13 protein-coding genes are annotated in these 14,843 nt (G+C 61.9%); 9 read left to right on the top strand and 4 right to left on the bottom strand.

Annotated features, from left to right (window positions below):
* Positions 1-31: 31 nt before the first annotated feature.
* From Q0072_RS11320 to ilvD, 4 genes are all read right to left on the bottom strand, one after another.
* Positions 32-1,513: an SEL1-like repeat protein gene (locus tag Q0072_RS11320; protein WP_298329924.1), complete on the bottom strand. Its 1,482-nt coding sequence runs from the start codon at positions 1,511-1,513 to the stop codon at positions 32-34.
* Positions 1,514-1,670: 157 nt separating this feature from the next.
* Positions 1,671-2,387, bottom strand: a complete 717-nt coding sequence (locus Q0072_RS11315; RefSeq protein ID WP_298329922.1) for a DUF4197 domain-containing protein — start codon at positions 2,385-2,387, stop codon at positions 1,671-1,673.
* A gap of 90 nt (positions 2,388-2,477) precedes the next feature.
* Complete coding sequence (locus Q0072_RS11310; protein WP_298329919.1) at positions 2,478-2,801, bottom strand: hypothetical protein; 324 nt, start codon at positions 2,799-2,801, stop codon at positions 2,478-2,480.
* A 3-nt stretch (positions 2,802-2,804) separates the two neighbouring features.
* Positions 2,805-4,670: a dihydroxy-acid dehydratase gene (gene ilvD, locus Q0072_RS11305; RefSeq protein WP_298329916.1), complete on the bottom strand. Its 1,866-nt coding sequence runs from the start codon at positions 4,668-4,670 to the stop codon at positions 2,805-2,807.
* Positions 4,671-5,324: 654 nt separating this feature from the next.
* On the opposite strand from ilvD, the gene Q0072_RS11300 reads away from it, so the two are divergent.
* The 9 genes from Q0072_RS11300 to leuB all read left to right on the top strand — a co-directional run.
* Entirely contained in the window at positions 5,325-5,873 is a 549-nt protein-coding gene (locus Q0072_RS11300; RefSeq protein WP_298329915.1) for a dihydroxy-acid dehydratase, read from the top strand.
* Between the two features lie 62 nt (positions 5,874-5,935).
* Entirely contained in the window at positions 5,936-6,937 is a 1,002-nt protein-coding gene (ilvC, locus tag Q0072_RS11295; RefSeq protein ID WP_013478234.1) for a ketol-acid reductoisomerase, read from the top strand.
* A 171-nt stretch (positions 6,938-7,108) separates the two neighbouring features.
* Positions 7,109-8,797 (top strand): acetolactate synthase 2 catalytic subunit, encoded by a 1,689-nt coding sequence (gene ilvG / locus Q0072_RS11290; protein WP_298329911.1) that lies wholly within the window; start codon positions 7,109-7,111, stop codon positions 8,795-8,797.
* Positions 8,775-9,056 (top strand): ACT domain-containing protein, encoded by a 282-nt coding sequence (locus Q0072_RS11285; protein WP_298329909.1) that lies wholly within the window; start codon positions 8,775-8,777, stop codon positions 9,054-9,056. The genes ilvG and Q0072_RS11285 overlap by 23 nt, the downstream gene beginning before the upstream one ends.
* Before the next feature lie 8 nt (positions 9,057-9,064).
* Entirely contained in the window at positions 9,065-10,648 is a 1,584-nt protein-coding gene (locus tag Q0072_RS11280; RefSeq protein ID WP_013478231.1) for a 2-isopropylmalate synthase, read from the top strand.
* On the top strand, positions 10,632-11,558 hold the full coding sequence (locus tag Q0072_RS11275; RefSeq protein ID WP_298329905.1) for a branched-chain amino acid transaminase: 927 nt from the start codon (positions 10,632-10,634) through the stop codon (positions 11,556-11,558). Before Q0072_RS11280 ends, Q0072_RS11275 begins: the two co-directional genes overlap by 17 nt.
* 118 nt (positions 11,559-11,676) lie before the next feature.
* Positions 11,677-13,092 carry a 3-isopropylmalate dehydratase large subunit gene (gene leuC, locus Q0072_RS11270; protein WP_298329903.1) on the top strand — a complete coding sequence of 472 codons (1,416 nt, stop codon included), beginning with the start codon at positions 11,677-11,679 and terminating at the stop codon, positions 13,090-13,092.
* 154 nt (positions 13,093-13,246) lie between these two features.
* A complete protein-coding gene (gene leuD, locus Q0072_RS11265) occupies positions 13,247-13,837 on the top strand; it encodes a 3-isopropylmalate dehydratase small subunit (RefSeq protein WP_298329900.1) in 591 nt (196 codons plus the stop codon).
* 2 nt (positions 13,838-13,839) lie between these two features.
* Positions 13,840-14,843 (top strand): 3-isopropylmalate dehydrogenase (leuB, locus tag Q0072_RS11260; protein ID WP_298329898.1); only part of this gene is annotated, 1,004 nt, incomplete at its 3' end.

The following is a 14,843-nucleotide window of genomic DNA, read 5'->3' as shown; positions in this document are numbered from 1 at the left end:
CCCTGTCTCTATCAGCCGCCGACGGTAAAAACTAGCTCTTGGGCGCAAACAGCTTTGCCACCTCGGCCTTCTCGGCATCGGTCAACTGAGACTGGATCGACTTGAGCGCGGCTGTGGCGTTTTCATGCCCATGCACGCGCGCGGCCATGAACCACACATAGGCCTTGACCAGATCCTTCGGACCGCCCTCACCCTTGGTGTACATGACGGCCAGGTTAAAGGCCGCGTCCGCCTGCCCATTGCGGGCGGCCACCTCAAACCACTGACGCGCCGCCACATCGTCCTTAGGCAAAAGGCCGCCCTGATAGAAGTAGGTGCCGATGGCGTTCTGAGCGTCCGGATTGCCGCCGACCGCCGCCTCTTTATAGAAAACCAGCGCCTTTTGCGGGTCGGCCGCGACGCCTTCGCCGCTGTCGTAGGCGACGGCGATCTTGTACATGGCGCCCGGATGCTTGGCCTTGGCCGCTTCGCGGAACCAGCCCAGCGCCGTATTGGGATCGGCCTTGATCGCGCCTTCGCCGTATTCGAGAATCTGCCCCACGGCGTACTGCGCGGGCGCATAGCCGTACTTTGCCGCTTCGCTATAGTTTTTATAGGCCTTGTTCAGGTCCTTCGGCACGCCATTGCCGTAATAGTAGATGTCGCCAACGATCTTTGACGCCGGGATGAAGCCGATGGAGGCGGCCTTTTCGAACCATTTCAGCGCCTCTTTCGGATCGCGCGGCACGCCGAAGCCGGTCAGATAAATCTTGGCCAGCGTCATGGTCGCTTCGGCCCGCGTCTCCATATAGTCCGGATTTTTGGGATCAAACGGATGCGGTCGGCGCATGTTTATCGGCTGTTCGGCCACCTTGCGGAACCAGAAAATGGCGTCCTTGGGGCTTTTGGGCGTGCCGAGCCCTTCGAGGTACATGCGGGCGATATAGAAGGCCGCGTCCTCATAACCGATCTTATTATAGGCGGTTTTAAACATGGCCAGCGCCTCCGGGTACTTCTTCTGATCGAAGAAGTCGAAGGCCTGATAGATGGTCTTGTCTTTACGCAGAATGTAGGCGCGCCCGGCGGCAAAGCGGCGATCGGTATCGGTACAGCCATCCCTTTCACTGTCGGCATTCGCGCTATCCTCGGAACCGCCAGGGGAGGCCGCAATATTGGTGCTCTCACGTGAGGCATCGCCAAGGGGGCTGGTTTCACTGAAACTGTTAGGATCATTCAGATCGTAACTGCCGGTCATGTCGCGGATGTAATCTGCGACATATTCAGACGTTCCGTCACTGCCTATGAAACCGCACGACGAGGCCTTGCGCGTGTCGATGCGCATATTCTGCTCAGGGATACTGCTTTTCTTTTTCAGAAAAACCGTGACGTCGGTGACATTGTCAGCCGCATTCGTGCTTGCGGGTGCCGGGGTTTGCGCCGGCTTCGCTGTCGTCTGCGCCCATGTGCTTAACGGTGCGGCCACCAAAACCAGTGCACACATACCGGCGTGAAGTTTCGCAATGCCCTGACGCATCGTCTCCCCCCTCTTTCCCTGTTATCGGCCTTTGCGGCCTTGATCGTGTCTGAATTGATACGGTTGAAGGCCGCAAATCCTGCGCGCAATTATGAACTCCGCGCAATTTGCGTCAAGTTCAATCGTCAATTGTACGATCTTATTTGCGCGAACGCGGCTATCCGAACACAGCTTTCAGAATGGCGCTGGTGCGCTTGGCCGGATCGGTGCGGATGGCCGTCTCTTCGGTCCCGACATAGTGGAACAGGCCGCCCAGCGCCTTGCCCACAGCGAATTCGCTAAGGTAAACCTTCGGCTCTTTCCTGATATAGCCATTCAGCCCATTGCGCTTGATGGCGCGGTCCAGCGCCTGCACCGCTCCCGTATCCTGCAAGGCGGTTTCAATCGGCGGCGTGAACAGGGTGGTCAGGCGTGGCGTTGTCGCCTTTTGCAGATACTGCGTACCGGAAGTCGGCCCGCCCTTCACAATACCGATGGCGTCCTGAATGGTCAGGGCCCTGATGGCGTCGATAAACAGGCCTTTCGCCACCGGCGCGGCGGCTTCGGCGGCCCGGTTCATCTTCAGGTGTACGTCATCAAGCGCCCCGGACAGGCCCAACGGCTTCAGCGTTCTTTGCACCTTCGACAGGGTGTCGGGCAGCGGAATACGGATCAGGCTGTCGCCCCAGTACCCATCGGTCTTAGCGACCCGCGTCACCGCGGCAGCGGCCCCCAGCGACAGGGCTTCGCGCAGGCCACTGTCGGCCTGCGATGCGGTGAGCCCGCCTTTGGAGGCCGTTACGGCCTTGATCACCTTCGACAGATCGCTTTCGGCGGCCGCCTGCGTGGTCCACCCTGCCGAAATCAGTGCCGCTATCACAAAACGCCGGTCCATCCTCGTGCTCCCCATGGCTTTGGTTAACGATACGATGGCGCAGATGAATTGGGAATGAAAAACAATATCCTCTCTCTCAATAGAAAGAGACTAAAATTCAGGCCATCTTTGGAGAGGTGAAAAATCGACCTTCCACATATCCAATTCAAACAGTTCGCCAAACTGATCGACGTTCAAAACAGCCGAAACAGCCGTACCGTCAGCATCAGAGAAAGATAATGCGCTGATCTGGTTTGCGAATTTTCTGTCCGGCACTTGCGGAAGTCTTAAAGACAAACGGACGCCACCCATTCGGCCATCGGACATAGGCTCTACCCATATATCGTCCAGAGCATCAGAGTTTGGACAACCAGCCAGCTTACATAGCTCAGCCAGCATAGACTTTTCTTCCGCAGTTGGGCGGCGAAAGCTCATCGCTTACTTCCTCAGCAAACTCACATCGCGCACCGCGCCGGTGTCAGCGCTGGTGACCATGGCCGCATAGGCCTGAAGCGCCGCCGAAACGTAACGCTCGCGGTTTTTCGGCGTATAGGCGTCGGCGCCGCGCGCCTCTTCCTTCGCACGGCGCTCAGCGATCACGGTATCGGAAACCGCCAGCTTAATCGTGCGTTCCGGGATGTTGATTTCGATCGTGTCGCCGTCTTCGACCAGCGCGATCAGACCGCCCTGCGCCGCTTCGGGTGAGGCGTGACCGATCGACAGGCCCGAGGTGCCGCCGGAGAAACGCCCGTCGGTCAGGAGCGCGCATTTCTTGCCCAGCCCCTTCGATTTCAGATAGGAGGTGGGGTAGAGCATTTCCTGCATCCCCGGCCCGCCGCGCGGCCCTTCGTAGCGGATGATGACCACTTCGCCCGGCTGCACCTGATTGTTGAGAATGCCGTGCGTGGCGTCTTCCTGCGACTCGAACACGCGCGCCTTGCCCGTGAAGCGCCAGATTTCCTCATCAACGCCGGCCGTCTTCACGATGCAGCCGTTTTCGGCGATATTGCCGTACAGCACGGCCAGACCGCCATCCTTGGTAAAGGCGTGCTCGACCGAGCGGATGACGCCCGTCTGACGGTTTGAGTCCAGCTCGTCCCAGCGGCGCTCCTGAGAGAAGGCGACCGTCGTGCGCACCCCACCCGGTGCCGCTTTGAAGAAGGTGGCCACGCGCGCATCGTTCGACTGCTTAATGTCCCAGTGGGCGATGGCCGAAGCGAGGGTCGGGGCATGCACGGTCGGCACTTCGCCGTGCAACATGCCGCCGCGATGCAGTTCGCCCAGAATGCCGACAATGCCCCCGGCGCGGTGCACGTCTTCGATGTGCACGCTCGACGTGGCCGGGGCCACCTTGCACAGGCACGGCGTGGTGCGCGACAGGCGGTCGATATCCTGCATAGTGAAGTTGACCCCCGCCTCCTGCGCCGCCGCCAGCAGGTGCAGCACGGTGTTGGTCGAACCGCCCATGGCGATATCGAGGCGAATGGCGTTTTCAAAGGCCTCAAACGTGGCGATCGAGCGCGGCAGGACCGAGGCGTCGTCCGTCTCATAATAACGGCGCGTATTTTCGACGATCAGACGTCCCGCTTCGCAGAACAACGCCTTGCGGTCGGCATGGGTGGCCAGAGTCGTGCCATTGCCCGGCAAAGACAGCCCCAAAGCCTCGGTCAGGCAGTTCATCGAATTGGCGGTGAACATGCCGGAGCAGGAACCGCAGGTCGGACAGGCGGCCTCTTCGACGGCCTTGACCTGCTCATCCGAGATCGAATCGTCGGCGGCCTGCACCATGGCATCGACCAGATCGAGCGCGTGGGTGCGCTGCACGCCGTCCTTGTCCGGCCACACCACCTTGCCGGCCTCCATCGGTCCGCCAGACACGAAGATGCAGGGGATGTTGAGGCGCATGGCGGCCATCAGCATCCCCGGCGTGATCTTGTCGCAGTTGGAAATGCAGACCATGGCGTCGGCACAATGGGCATTGACCATATATTCCACGCTGTCGGCGATCAGGTCGCGCGACGGCAGCGAATAGAGCATACCGCCGTGGCCCATGGCGATCCCGTCATCGACGGCGATGGTGTTGAACTCCTTGGCGACACCGCCGGCCTTTTCGATTTCGCGCGCCACCATCTGGCCCAGGTCCTTCAGGTGGACGTGGCCGGGCACGAACTGCGTGAAGGAATTGACCACGGCAATGATCGGCTTGGAGAAGTCGGCATCGGTCATGCCGGTCGCCCGCCAAAGCGCCCGTGCGCCCGCCATATTGCGGCCGAAAGTCGTGGTGCGTGAGCGATAGGCGGGCATGGGAACCTCAGAGGCAGTGCGGGGGGAAACAGGCACGGATGGTCGTGTGACGTGCGGCCATATAAAACGAACAAGGCGAATTGCAACAGCACCTCAGACGCCCGCAAACCTTCGCAGGCGCATCCGGCATTTTTTTGCTCCTGCGAAACTGTTGCGCAAAGCCCGGTGGTTGTGGGGTAATTTTTTCACAGAAACCGTATACTAAAAAAATATTTTCAAAATATGGCATTTTTTCATCAAGTTTCACCTGATAAATTCCGTCATTCGCCCCCTAAAGAAATTTTTTTTCAATTTTGCCTTTGCAATCGGTAAAGGTTTCAGTCTATATGATCTCACGACGCGGCCATGGTGGCCCGACGAATGGAGACGCTTAAGGTGCGCAAGGCTGTTGCCATCGCTGCCCGCATGGACGTTCAAGGCGCTGCCCTGAACCTGTCTGCTGCTGCGTCTGCCATTATTGTAGCCCTGATTAACCTACTCATCGTAGGCGTACTTGTACGCCCTATGATCACGGAGTGGTAGCGCAGGTCTGAAACCCGCTAATGAGGAATAACCATCCTCCCGCTCCCTGACCAGAGCGGGCTTTTTTGTACATGCCTGCTGCCTGACCAACCTCAGTATCCCGCGTAAACCCCTGAAAACCGAGATTTCGCCATGAACGCTCACGCTCGCATCATTGACCCGGCCGCTCTCCCCGCTTCGAACTTCGTGATTCTGCACGGTTCGCTGTCGCCGGAAGGCTGCGTGATGACCGGCGGCGGTTTCGAGCGCGACCCGCACGAAGCCCGCGCCCGCGTCTTCGCCATGGAATCCGACGCCATCGCCGCCATTCAGCAAGGCCGCGTCGCCCACGGTGAAGCCGTCGTCATCGCGGCGGCGGACGATGCGGAAATGACGGCCATCTTCGGGGCCATCGCCGAGGCCGGTCTGCGCGATATCAGCCTGATCTCCAACGGGCGCTTTGCCGCCGCATCGGAAGGCCCAAGAGAGGGAATCGTCATCGGCCACGTCGGCAAGGCGATCCGCTACGTCCAGAATTTCGACACCATCACCATCGACATCAAAAACCGCCGCCTCGACATCGACGCCGACATGGTGGCGCGCCGGGCGGACGGGCCGCGCGGTGCGAAGGTGAAGAACGGCTTTGCCCCGATGGGCAAGTACGCGGCCCTCATGGCCGAGGCCGACGCCGCTCAGGCCTGAACCCCTTTTCCTTTTTCCTTTCAAAGCGACCGGCAAAGCCGGCACTCAATGGAGCCTCCCAAGTGAAAATCTATACCAATGACGACGTTTCGCCGGACAGCCTGAAGGGCGAACGCATCGCCATTATCGGCTACGGCTCGCAAGGCCGCGCCCACGCTCAGAACCTGAAAGAGTCGGGCGCTGACGTGATCGTCGGCGTGCGCGCGGGCGGTGCGGGTCACACCAAGGCGACCGCCGATGGCCTCGCCACGGCGGAAATCAAGGACGCCGTGAAGGACGCCACCATCATCGCGCTTCTGACGCCCGACATGTCGCACGCCGACATCTACAAGAACGACATCGAGCCCTACGCCCCGAAGGGTGCGGCGCTCCTGTTCGCGCACGGCTTCTCGGTCCTCTATGGCCGCGTCACCGCCCGTGAAGACCTCGACGTCATCCTCGTCGCGCCGAAGGGTCCGGGCGACCTGGTGCGTCGTGAATATCAGCGTGGCCGCGGCGTGCCGTCGCTGTTCGCCGTGGATCGTGACGTCACCGGTCAGGCGGCGCGCAAGGCGCTGGGCTATGCCCGCGGCATCGGCGGCACCGTCGGCGGCGTGATCGAAACCTCGTTCCGCGAAGAAACCGAAACCGACCTGTTCGGTGAACAGGCCGTTCTGTGCGGCGGTACGTCGGAACTGATCCTGATGGGCTTTGAGACGCTGACCAATGCCGGTTACCGTCCGGAAATCGCCTATTTCGAAGTGCTGCACGAACTGAAGCTGATCGTCGATCTGCTGTATGAAGGCGGCCTCGAAAAGATGCACTCCTTCGTGTCGGAAACCTGCAAGTACGGCGACCTCGTGTCGGGTCCGCGCATCATCAACGAAGAAACCCGCGAGCGCATGGAAGAAGTGCTCAACGACATTCAGTCGGGTGACTTCGCGCGCGACTGGATCCTCGAAAACATGGCCGGTCGTCCGCGCTACAACGCCCTGATGCGTCAGGACCTTGAGCATCCGATCGAAACCGTCGGTCGTGACCTGCGTTCGCGCATGTCGTGGCTGAACCAAAAGGGTAACGGCTAAAAGCAGGACACCCCACCCCCGCATCTCGCTTGCTCCGCAAGCGTCGTGCGGTCCCCCTCCCCGCTGGCGGGGAGGGGGACCGTGAGCGTAGCGAGCGGTGGTGGGGTGGCTTTCAGCCCAGAACCACAAGACCAGGCGGTCAATCCGCACCCCAACACCGAGTAATTTACAATGCCCACCAATAAACCGACCGGCGCGCAACTCGTCATCTCAACGCTGAAGGCGCTGGGCGTAGACGTGCTGTTCGGTTATCCGGGCGGCGCCATCATGCCGATCTATGACGCGCTGGCTGGATCAGGCCTGCGTCACATTCTGGTGCGCCACGAACAGGGGGCGTCGTTCGCCGCTGATTCCTATGCGCGCGCCACAGGCCGCGTCGGCGTGTGCATGGCCACCTCCGGCCCCGGTGCGACCAATCTGATCACCGGCATCGCCAATGCCTATATGGACTCGGTCCCCGTCGTCTTTATCACCGGTCAGGTCGCCACGCACCTGATGGGCACCGATGGCTTTCAGGAAGTGGACTTTCTGGGCCTGACCCTGCCGGTCGTCAAACACTCGTGGCTGGTGCGCGACGCCGCACAAATCCCGGCCATCCTCGCCCGCGCCTTTGCCATCGCCAAGGAAGGCCGCCCCGGCCCGGTGCTGGTCGATATCCCGAAGGACGTCGCCGCCAGCTTCGTCGAAGCCTCCGAAATGGGTGAACTGCCCGCCTGGACGCCGGCTGCGCCGAAGGCCGACGTCATTGAGGCCGCGAAAGCCCTGATCGAACAGGCCAAAAAGCCGCTGCTGTACATCGGCGGTGGCGTACACATGGCCGATGCCGATGCCGAGATGCGCGACTTTGTCGAGCGCACCGGCATCCCCTTTGTTTCGACCCTGAAAGGGCTGGGGACGGTTTCGACCTATCACGACCTGCACCTGGGGATGCTGGGGATGCACGGCACCCGCGCCGGGAACATGGCCGTGCAGGAAACCGACCTGCTGATCGCCGTCGGCGCGCGTTTCGATGACCGCGCTACGGGCAAGCTGTCGGCCTTTGCCCCGCACGCCAAGGTCATCCATTTCGACATCGACCCGGCCGAGTTCCACAAGAACCGCCGCGCCGATGTCGCCATTCTGGGTGACCTGAAACTGGCCTTACCGGCCCTGCGCCCAACCATGCCCGACATTTCGGACTGGGTGAAGCTCAACAGGGCCAATAAGTGGCAGCACCGCTTTAAGTACGATGCGCCGGGCAAGGGCGTCTATGCCCCGGCCCTGCTCAAGTCGCTGTCGGAAAAGGCGGGCAAGAAGTTCATTGTCGCCTGCGATGTGGGCCAGCATCAGATGTGGGTGGCGCAGCATTGCGAGTTTGAGCAGAACCGCGCCCACCTGACCTCCGGCGGTTCCGGCGCGATGGGCTATGGCCTGCCCGCCGGCATGGGGGCCAAGCTGGGCCTGCCCGACCACCACGTCGTCACCGTCTCCGGCGACGGCAGTTTCATGATGAATATTCAGGAGATGGCGACGCTGCGGCGCTACGGCATCAATCTGAAGATCGTCCTGCTCGACAATTCGTCGCTGGGGCTGGTGCGTCAGTGGCAGGAACTGTTCTACGAAGAAAATTACAGCGAAATCGACCTGTCCGATAATCCGGACTTTGTCGAGGTCGCCAAGGCGTTTGGCCTGAGTGCGTTCCGCATCACCCAGCGCCATGAGGTCGAAGGTGCCATCGACCGGCTTCTGGCCGCCGATGCCCCGACCCTGCTGCATGTGTTGATCGACCCGCGCGAAAACGTCTGGCCGCTGGTGCCGCCGGGCGCGTCGAACGCGGAAATGATGGAGGAGCGCTGGGATGAGCCAATCGATTCATATTGAGATCGACCGTCTGGAAGGCACGCTCCTGCGGGTGCTGGGCCTGATCGAGCGTCGCGGCTTCCACATTGATGAGATCGACCTGTACGATCTGGGCCCCGATACGCGCGGCCTCAGCGTCAGCGTGCGTCCGCGTGATGCGGGCCGCAATATCGACATTCTGGGGCTGCAAATCGACCGCCTCTATGGCATCAAGCGGCTTGAGCAGGCGCCGGAACGGGCGCAAACTGTCAGCCCTAACGCCGAAAAACTGAGCGCCTGAGTTCCATCATGAATGCCATTGTCCCCAACGACCCCAACCGCGTCATCGTCTTTGACACCACCCTGCGTGACGGCGAACAGGCCCCCGGCTTTTCGTTAGGCGTCAAGGATAAGCTGATGCTGGCCCACACGCTCAAGGATCTGGGCGTGGACGTCATCGAAGCCGGTTTCGCCGCCTCGTCGCCCGGCGATGAAGAGGCCATCCGCACCATTGCCCGCGAAGTGGTTGGCCCCACCTTCTGCTCACTGTCGCGCGCGCTGGAATCCGACATCGACGCCGCCGCCCGCGCGCTGTTGCCGGCCAAGCGCAAGCGCTGCCACATCTTCCTGGCCACCTCGCCCATCCACCGCGCAGCCAAGCTGAAGAAGACGCGCGAGCAGGTGGTCGAAATCGCGCACAAGGCCGTCAGCTACGCCTCGACGATTTTCGATGAGGTCGAGTTCTCGCCCGAAGACGCCATCCGTACCGAACAGGACTTCCTGCACGAGGTGTGTATCGCCGCGGCCGAGGCCGGGGCGCGCACGCTGAATATTCCGGACACGGTCGGCTACACCACGCCGAAGGAAATCTATCAGATTTTCAGCGACCTGAAGGCCGCCCTGAAAGACCATCCGCAGGTCATCCTGTCGGCGCACAATCACGACGATCTGGGGCTGGGCGTCGCCAATACGCTGGCCGCCCTCGAAGCCGGGGCACGTCAGATCGAAGTCACCATCAACGGCATCGGTGAGCGCGCGGGCAATGCGGCGCTGGAAGAAGTCGTCATGGCCCTGCGCACGCGGCCTGAGCTGTTCAAGCTGCACACCGGCATCAACACGCCGCTGCTCAGCAAGGCCAGCCACCTTTTGTCGCGCGCCACGGGCACCATCGTCATGCGCAACAAGGCGGTCGTCGGCCGCAACGCCTTTGCCCACGAATCGGGCATCCATCAGCACGGCATGCTGACCGATGCGCGCACCTATGAGATCATGCGCCCGGAAGACGTCGGCGCGGAAAAGTCCAATCTGGTGCTGGGCAAACATTCGGGCCGCCACGCCATCGCCAAGCAGGCGGCGGCGCTGGGCTTCGACCTTGATGAGCTGTCGCTGGGTGACCTGTTCGCCGCCTTCAAGCGCCGGGCCGATGAGATCGGCGAAATCGACGAGTTCGAGCTGATGTCGCTGCTCACGCGCGACAATGCCGACAAGGACGATGCGCGCCTGTTCAAGGTGTCGAGCGAAGTCACCAAGGACTTTGTGACGATCACGCTCGACCTGTTCCGCGACAACGGCGAACCGTTGAAGGTGACGGCCACGGGGCTCAATGCCTTTGAGGCCGGGTTCCGCGCTCTGGTGGACGCCTATCAGATCGAGGCGCGCGTCAATGACTGCGAAATCATCCAGTCGGGGTTCACCTTCGACGGCGGGGCCTTTGCAGAAATCAGTTTACAGATTAAGGGTGAGGCATACCGGGGCCGTGGTCGCGGCCCCGACCCTGTATGGGCCGGGCTTCGCGCCATGTGCGACGCTTTTGAAAAATACGTCTTCCTGCACGACCGGAAGACTCATGCCTCAAACCTGAATTCTGAGAAACAACATGAAACCGCTCGCTGAAAAAATCTGGTTCAACGGTGAACTCAAGGCGTGGGAGGACACTAAGGTCCACGTCATGACCCACGCCCTGCACTATGGCACCTCGGTGTTTGAGGGTGTGCGCGCCTACGACACGCCGAAGGGGCCGGCGGTATTCCGCCTCACTGAACACACCCAGCGCCTGCTCGATTCGGCCCGCATCTATCACATGCCGGTCCCCTACACGCTGCAACAGATCAACGAAGCCTGTAAGGAAACCCTGCGCGTCAACGGCCTGAAGTCGGCCTATCTGCGCCCCATCGCCTTCCTAGGCGAATGCGGCATGGGCGTGACGCCGAAGCCGGAAAACGTCCGCGTCGATGTCGCTATCGCCGCCTTCCCGTGGGGCGCTTACCTCGGTGACGAAGGCCTGACCAAGGGCGTCGATGTCATCGTCTCCTCGTGGAACCGCGCCGCGCCGAACACCATCCCCGTCATGGCCAAGGCCGGCGGCAACTACCTGTCGTCCTACCTGATCGGCCGCGAGGCGCGCTCGAAGGGCTATGTCGAAGGTCTGGGCCTCGGCGTCGATGGTCGTCTGTCGGAAGGGGCCGGTGAGAACCTGTTCCTGATGATGGGTGGCAAGATCTACACCCCGCCGGTCTCGGCCTCGATTCTGGGCGGTATCACGCGCAACACCGTGCTGACGCTCGCCCGCGAAGAGGGCATCGAGATCATCGAGCAGGACCTGCCGCGCGAAATGCTCTACCTCGCCGACGAAGTGTTTATGACCGGCACGGCGGCGGAAATCACGCCGATCCGCACGATCGACGACATTCCGACGCGTGAAAACGGCCCCGGCCCGATCACCAAGCTGCTTCAGACCCGTTTCCACGGCCTGTTCAATGGCCAGACCGAAGACAAGTGGGGCTGGCTCGACTACGTGAATTAAACCGCCGCGGGGTTAACCCCGTCGGTATTAACCCCAACGCCGCGCGGTTTTTTAGCCGCGCGGTCCCCCTCCCCTGAGTTCAGGGGAGGCTCTTTTATGAAGTGCACGGACGACCATCATGTCAAAACCCAAATCATTGTTCGAGAAGGTGTGGGAACGCCACATCGTTGAGGAAGAAGGCGCGGACAAGCCCGCCGTCCTCTACATCGACCTGCATCTGGTTCATGAGGTGACCAGCCCTCAGGCCTTTTCCGAGCTGGATGCGCGCGGCCTGAAGGTACGTCGTCCCGATCGCACCTTTGCAACGCTCGATCACTCGATCCCGACTCTGGCCCCCGACGCCGACGGCAACCGCCCCTATGTGACGGCGCAGGCCAAAAAGCAGGTCGAAACGCTTGAGGCCAATGCCGCCAAAAATGGTCTGCGCCTGTTCGGCTATGACGCCGAAAACCGCGGCGTCGTCCACGTCATCGGGCCGGAAATGGGCCTGACCCAGCCGGGTTTCACGGTCGTTTGCGGCGACTCGCACACCTCGACCCACGGGGCCTTCGGCTGCATCGCCTTCGGGATCGGCACGTCGGAAGTCGGCCACGTTCTGGCCACCCAGTGCCTCGCTCAGCGTAAGCCGAAGACCATGCGCATCAACATCACCGGCGCGCTGCAACCGGGCGTGACGGGCAAGGACGTGGCGCTGACCGTCATCAACACGCTGGGCTTCTCCGGTGGCACGGGCTACGCGCTCGAATATGCCGGGCCGGTCATCGAAGCGCTCGACATGGAAGGCCGTATGACGGTCTGCAACCTGTCGATCGAAGCGGGCGCGCGCTGCGGCATGATCGCCCCTGACCAGAAGACGGTCGAATGGCTGCGCGGCCGCGAATACGTGCCGCAAGGCGCGGCCTTCGACGAAGCCGCCGCCCAGTGGCTGACGCTGAAGTCCGACGACGGCGCGGTCTTCGACAAGGAAATCACCATCGACGGTTCGGCCATCGAGCCGATGGCCACCTGGGGCACCTCGCCCGATCAGGGTGCGCCCATCGTCAGGGGCGTGCCGGTGGCCGCCAACGAAGACGAAGAACGCGCGCTGAAATATATGGGCTTCACCGGCGGCGAGGCCCGCGAGGTGGAGAAGGTCGATGTGGTCTTCATCGGTTCGTGCACCAATGGCCGCATGGCCGACCTGCGCGCCGCTGCCGCTATCATGAAGGGCCGCAAGGTCGCGCCGGGCGTGCGCGCCCTGATCGTGCCGGGTTCGGAATGGGTGCGCGTCGAAGCCGAAAAGGAAGGCCTGCATAATATCTTCCTCGAAGCCGGTGCCGAATGGCGTCTGCCGGGCTGCTCCATGTGCATTGCCATGAACGGCGACTTCGTGCTGCCGGGGCAACTGGCCGTTTCGACCTCCAACCGCAATTTCGAAGGCCGTCAGGGCCCCGGCTCGCGCACGGTTCTGGCCTCACCGGCCACCGCCGCGGCCTCAGCCATTGCCGGTCATGTGGCCGATCCCCGTCAATTCATGCAGCTTGAAAGCGCCTAACCCCTTCTCCTCCCCTGCAACGCGGGGGAGGGGGACCACGAAGTGGTGGAGGGGGCCTTCCACCGATGGCCTTGCCCCCTCCGCCTCGACACGCTCGGCACCTCCCCCGCTTCGCCCAAGGGCTTGCAGGGGAGGAGGGAAAAAAGAGAACCCAATGTCCAACCAAGAACCCGTCAACAGCTTCTCCTCACGCATCGTCGTCCTGCCGGAAGCCAATATCGACACCGACCAGATCATCCCCGCGCGCTTCCTGACCACCACCACCAAGGCCGGTCTGGGTAAGGTCGCGTTCAACGACTGGCGCTACACTGCCGACGGCTCGAACAAGCCGCACATCCTGAACGAGATCGACCCGACCGAGCACCGCGTGCTGGTCGCCGGCAATAATCTCGGCTGCGGTTCGTCGCGCGAACACGCCCCGTGGGCGCTGATGGATTATGGCTTCAAGGCCGTCATCTCGACCGAGATCGCCGACATCTTCAAGTCGAACAGCCTGAAAAACGGCCTGTTGCCGGTCGTGGTATCGCCGGACATCCACGACAAGCTGACGCAAAACCCGCAGCAGCGCGTCACCATCGACCTCGAATCCTGCACCCTGACGCTGGAAGACGGCACGACCGTCACCTTCCAGGTCGAAGCCTTTGCGCGCCAGTGCCTGCTGGAAGGCGTCGATGCGATGGGCTGGCTGTTGAAGCGCCTGCCGGAAATCGAAGCCTATGAAAAAACCAACGGAAAGGCTGCCTGATAATGCCAAGTTTCAACATCGTCGTGCTGCCGGGTGACGGCATCGGTCCCGAAGTCGCCGCCGCGGGCGTGTCCGCGCTGAAGGCCATCGGTGAGGTCTATGGCCACACCTTCAACTTCGAAGAAAAGCTGATCGGCGGTATCGCCATTGATGAGCGCAACGACCCCTACCCTGCCGATACGGACGCCGCCTGTCTGGCCGCCGATGCGGTGCTGCTGGGGGCCGTGGGCGGTCCGAAGTGGGACCTGCAACCCAAGCGCCCGGAGCAGGGTCTTCTGGCCGTGCGCAAGTCGATGGGCCTGTTCGCTAATCTGCGCCCGATGGACGTCCCCGCTTCGCAGGCCTTCCGTTCGCCGCTGAAAGAAGAGATCGTGTCGGGTGCCGACATGCTGATCGTGCGCGAACTGACCGGCGGTCTTTATTTTGGTAAGCAGACCCGCACCGAAGACCGCGCCGTCGATGAATGCGTCTATACGGTCGAAGAGATCGAGCGCGTCGCCCGCGTCGCCTTTGAAGCCGCCCGCAAGCGCCGCAACAAGGTCACTTCGGTCGATAAGGCCAATGTCATCGAGACCTCGCGTCTGTGGCGCGAAACGGTCATTAAGCTGCACAAGGCGGAATATGCGGATGTCGAGCTGGAGCACGCTCTGGTCGATTCGATGGCCATGCACCTCGTCACCCGTCCGAAGTCGTTTGACGTGATCGTCACCGAAAACATGTTCGGCGACATCCTGTCTGACCTCGCCTCGGTGCTGCCGGGTTCGATTGGCCTGCTGGGTTCGGCCTCGCTGGGTTCCGGCAAAGGTCTTTATGAGCCGATCCACGGTTCGGCTCCGGACATTGCGGGCAAGGACCTCGCCAACCCCATCGGCACGCTGAAGTCCGTGGCCATGATGCTGCGCTTCTCGCTCAATCTGAGCGTCGAAGCCGACGCACTGGACGCCGCCATCGAAGCGGTGATCAAGGCCGGGCAACTGACCCGCGATCTGGGCGGCACGCTGGCCGG

Origin of the sequence: Asticcacaulis sp., assembly GCF_027484505.1 — a bacterium.
Taxonomy (GTDB): domain Bacteria; phylum Pseudomonadota; class Alphaproteobacteria; order Caulobacterales; family Caulobacteraceae; genus Asticcacaulis.
The sequence above is the reverse complement of the archived record's forward strand: the minus strand, read 5'-3'. Positions and strand labels throughout refer to the sequence as shown.